Source organism: Micromonospora sp. ALFpr18c, from assembly GCF_008868155.1.
GTDB lineage: Bacteria > Actinomycetota > Actinomycetes > Mycobacteriales > Micromonosporaceae > Micromonospora.
In genome coordinates this window covers 1-4,044 of sequence record NZ_WBKR01000315.1, presented here as the reverse complement: position 1 = coordinate 4,044, position 4,044 = coordinate 1, and the positions used below count along the sequence as shown (strand labels likewise).

The window sequence follows — 4,044 nt, the reverse complement described above, 5'->3', positions numbered from 1 at the left end:
CCCCGCTCGACCGGTCGAGCGGGGCCCCTCGGGTGCGGGTGGTTCGGGTGTTCAGACTGCGGGGGAGCTGGGGCGGTCGACGTCGACGAACTCCACGTCCTCGACGGCGCGGTCGTCCCGGCTGCCGGCGGCCCGGGCGGCGGAGCCGACGGCCCAGCCGACCGCCGCGCCGACGAGCGCGGCGCCGATCAGCAGTGTCCAGGGCAGTGCCGGCTGACGCCCGGCGAGCGCGTCGAAGGCCAGCGAAGCCCGACGCCGCGCCTCTTCGGCCGCCGATCCGACCAGGTCGCCGGCCCCGTCGGCGAGGTCGCCGCTGCTGCGACGGGCCGAGCGGGCGGTGTCGCGGACGCTGTCCCCCGCGGAGCTGACGGCGGAGACCAGGTGCTCCCACGCCTGGTCCGCGATCCGCTCCGGCTTGCTGCGGCGGTCCAGCAGGTTGGTTCCGAACATCGTGGTTACCTCCTCGGGTGCCGAAATCCGCCGGCCACTTCGGACTTCGGCGTCTGTTCAGCGCGTCACGGTTTCGCCTACCCCGCAGTGCCCCACCCGGACCGGGCGCAAACCCGGCCCGGGCCGCGGGGCACGGTTCAGCGCACCGTCACCACGGCCGCGCCGCGGGCGAAGTCGTCGTCATCGTCGTCATCGTCGTCGCCGCCACCGAAACCGCAGGCCAGTACGAGGGCGAGCAGTACGCCGACGCCGGCCAAGCCGGCCAGTCTCTTGATCATTGAAGATCCTCTCCGTCACGGTGGGTGTCCCGGGTCGATGCTAGGTGGCGTCGACAACCCCGCGACCGTGCCACGTGGACGCAACGAGCGCGACACGCCGGTGACACGGGGCGGAGGGCGCTGGCGGCGGGTTGTCGGGCGGTACGGAACGGGACCGCTACCCTGGTTCGGCGGCACCGGCTCCGACCGGCCGCCGAGTGATCGAATAACGAAAATTTTGGATCTGGGAGACCAGATGTGCCCGGATCCGCGAATTGCTCATCCCGAGGGGTGGCGACCGAGGCCGTCGGAGGAATACTCTCGGTCGCGGCCCGCGTACTGATGAGGCGCCCGGGGGACGGGCGGGTGGAGGTGCTCGCGTGAGCCTGTCGATCGTGAAGTCGGTTTTGTCCGGTGGTGTGGTAGAGATCGCCCCGCGAGGTGAGATCGACGTCGACACCGCGTACGAGGTGCGCGAGGCGATCGCAGAGGTGTTGGCCAAGGGCCGCCCGCTGCGTATCGAGCTGAACATGAGGCTGGTCACCTTCATCGACTCCGTCGGCATCAGCGCCATGGTCGCCGGCTTCCAGACCGCCGAGGTCAGTGGCGTCAAGCTGGTGGTCACCGAGCCGAGCCGGTTCGTGCACCGGCAGCTCTGGGTGACGGGCCTGCTCGGCCTGTTCGGCGCACCGGAGCCCTACTTCGCCGGCGCCGCCACCCCTGAGGTGCTCCCCGGCGCCTGACCCCCCACTCAACCCAGCTCGTCCAGGCCGGTCAGGTCGACATCGGTCGCCTCGGTCACGGCCCGGATGGCCGTCACCGAGGCGTACCCCGCTGCCAGCAACGCCACGTCCGTGCCGGGCTGCGCGGCCTGACCCGGCTCCTCCAGTGAGGTACGGACGAAGCCGTGCCCGGACTCCGCCACCGTCATCTGTACCTGGCCGAAGCTGGCCAACGTGCCGCGCCGTACCCCACGCAGGCGTTCGTGCGGCAGGTCCGGGGCATTCACGTTGAGCATGCTTTCCAGCGGCGCGGAGGTCAGCCGGGGGAGCAGGTCGAGGGCGACCCGCGCGGCGGTGCTCCAGTGCCGCTCGCTGTCGCGTACCGAGGCGGCGGCGTCCACGGCGGCGCCCCCGCTGGCGGCCGTGGCCTCGCCCGCGGTGAGGACGTCCAGTGAGACGGCCATCGCCCGGCAGCCGTTCGTGGCGGCGGTGAACGCGGCACCCACCGTGCCCGAGTGCAGCACGGCACGACCGGCGTTGGCGCCCCGGTTGATGCCGGAGAGCACCACCGACGGCGGCGGGCCGAACGCTCCGTGCAGCGCGATCAGCGTGATGAACCCGGGTGAGCCGCCAACCCCGTACGCCGGCACGCCGTCGAGGTCCGGCAGCGGATGGTCGTGCACGACGACCCGCCCGTCGCGCTCCACCGCGCTCATCGCGGCGCTGGTGCCGCTGGCCTCCTCCAACGGCGCGGCGATCACCACGTCCAGCCCTCGCTGGGTCGCCGCCCGGGCCAGTGCGTGGATGCCCGGCGCGGCAATCCCGTCGTCGTTGGTGACGAGGACCCGCAGTGTCATCGCTCGACCACCCGGTCGGCCAGCTCGTCCGGGGTGGTGCGCTCCTGTGGTCGGCTGTCGGCCGGCACCAGTCGGACCCGGTCCACCAGGCCGGTGATCGAGTCCAGCCGTCCGGTGCCGAGGCCGTGCCGGGTCACGTTCAGCGCGCCGGCGGCGGCGCCGGTGCGGATGGCGGTCCGGATGTCGCCACCGCCCGCCACGACGGCGGCCACCCCGGCGGTCATCGAGTCGCCCGCGCCGCGCGGGTCGGCTGCCTCCAGTCGAGGCATCTCCACGTCGAACAGCTCCCCGTCGATGAGCGCCAGCGCCGGCCGGTCGGCGCGGCTGACCACCACGGTCTCGGCGCCGGCGGAGTGCAGGTCGTACATCGCCCGGGTCAGCTCCGGGAGGTCGTCGTTGCGGGCACGGCCGTCGCGGATCAGCTCCTCGTGGCTCACCTTGAGGAAGAAGACCCCGCTGTCCAGCACCGCGCCGAGGTGATCGCCGGAGAGGTCGACCACGACCTGGCCACCGTTGGCTCCGAGGTCGGCGGCGAAGCGCCGGTACAGGTCGGCCGGGACGAGCCACGGCTCGTTGGGTCCACTCAGAATGCTCACCGACGCCCGCAGACCCTCGCCCAGGGCCAGGTTGTACAGCTCGTCCAGCTCGTGGCGGCTCAACGGCTGCCCGGGCACGTCGGCGACCTCCTGCCGCGATCCGCCCCGGCGGTCGTGGACGTATCCGCCGCTGCCGGAATCGCGGACCACCACCTTGAGGTCCACCCCCTCGCTGACCAGCAGCGGCTCCAACACCTGGCCGATCTCGCCGCCGAGCGCGGCGCAGAGCACCACGTCGACACCCAGCGACATCACCATCCGGGCCTGCCAGACGCCCTGCCCACCGGGGTGCAGGTGCAGTTCGGTGTGGTCGTTCGGCTGGTCCACGGTCACGGTCAGTTGCGGAGTGGGCGCGAAGACCATCACGTGCCCGCTCACTGGTCGGCACCGTTCATGAATCCACCCTCTCCGTCACGCCCGGTGATTCGTCACTAACCGACCCTAATGGGGCAAGTGATGGACCGCGACGCATCGGCCGGTGTCCGTCCGGGCGTTGCCAGCCCGTTCGGTGTACGGGACGATCGTGCGACCAGCGACGGCAGGAGACGGTGTGCTCAGGCGCGATACCTTCAGCTACACCGTTCAGGCCCGGTGCGCCCCCGCCGAGGCGGCCGCCCTGCTCAGCGACCTGACCCGGCAGGGTGAGCTGCATCCGCTGATCGTCAGCGTCCAACGGCTGCCACCACGCTCCGGCGCCCTGGCCAGCTACGCGATCAGCGACCGGTTGCAGGCCGGCCCGCTGCGCTTCCGGACCACCTACCAGGCCGACGTGCTGATCAACGAGGAGGACGAGATCGTCATGGTGGCCCGGCAGCGGCCGGCCACCACCGTGCGCAACCACACCCGACTGCGCGCCGAACCGGACGGACTGCTCCGGGTCGACGTGGAGATCACCCTGAGCGCACCGGCCCCGCTGTTCCGGTACGCGTTCCGCCAGGCCCGCGCAGCCCACCTCGCCCTGGCCAGCCGCCTCGGCGCGGCCCTGGACCGCGCCGGCAACCCCCCGCCCGCCACCTGACCCGCGCCTCCGCGCCTCCGCGCCTCCGCGCGGGGCGGACCGGCGGTCCCCTGTCTCGCAAGATCGTGCTCGATCCTGGATGTAGTGGCATCCCGCGGCGCCGAGCCCACTACATCCTGGTTGTAGCGCGATCATGGGCGGCAG

Annotated in this window: 6 protein-coding genes; 2 read left to right on the top strand and 4 right to left on the bottom strand. The window is 72.3% G+C overall.

Annotated elements, in window-relative coordinates:
* Positions 1 to 51: 51 nt before the first annotated feature.
* Together F8271_RS30290 and F8271_RS32705 are read right to left on the bottom strand one after the other, a co-directional pair.
* A complete protein-coding gene (locus F8271_RS30290) occupies positions 52 to 450 on the bottom strand; it encodes a hypothetical protein (RefSeq protein ID WP_151493213.1) in 399 nt (132 codons plus the stop codon).
* A 137-nt stretch (positions 451 to 587) separates the two neighbouring features.
* Positions 588 to 728, bottom strand: a complete 141-nt coding sequence (locus F8271_RS32705) for a hypothetical protein (RefSeq protein WP_192580526.1) — start codon at positions 726 to 728, stop codon at positions 588 to 590.
* A gap of 359 nt (positions 729 to 1,087) precedes the next feature.
* Between F8271_RS32705 and F8271_RS30285 the strand changes: the two genes are divergently transcribed.
* A complete protein-coding gene (locus F8271_RS30285) occupies positions 1,088 to 1,450 on the top strand; it encodes an STAS domain-containing protein (RefSeq protein WP_130403378.1) in 363 nt (120 codons plus the stop codon).
* A gap of 8 nt (positions 1,451 to 1,458) precedes the next feature.
* Here the strand turns inward: F8271_RS30285 and surE are convergent, their stop codons facing one another.
* Together surE and F8271_RS30275 are read right to left on the bottom strand one after the other, a co-directional pair.
* Positions 1,459 to 2,286 (bottom strand): 5'/3'-nucleotidase SurE, encoded by an 828-nt coding sequence (gene surE / locus F8271_RS30280; RefSeq protein ID WP_151493212.1) that lies wholly within the window; start codon positions 2,284 to 2,286, stop codon positions 1,459 to 1,461.
* Entirely contained in the window at positions 2,283 to 3,245 is a 963-nt protein-coding gene (locus F8271_RS30275) for a PfkB family carbohydrate kinase (protein ID WP_151493214.1), read from the bottom strand. The genes surE and F8271_RS30275 overlap by 4 nt, the downstream gene beginning before the upstream one ends.
* Positions 3,246 to 3,432: 187 nt before the next feature.
* Here F8271_RS30275 and F8271_RS30270 point away from each other — a divergent pair, with 187 nt between their 5' ends.
* Positions 3,433 to 3,900 carry an SRPBCC family protein gene (locus tag F8271_RS30270; protein WP_151493211.1) on the top strand — a complete coding sequence of 156 codons (468 nt, stop codon included), beginning with the start codon at positions 3,433 to 3,435 and terminating at the stop codon, positions 3,898 to 3,900.
* The last annotated feature ends 144 nt before the right edge of the window (positions 3,901 to 4,044 follow it).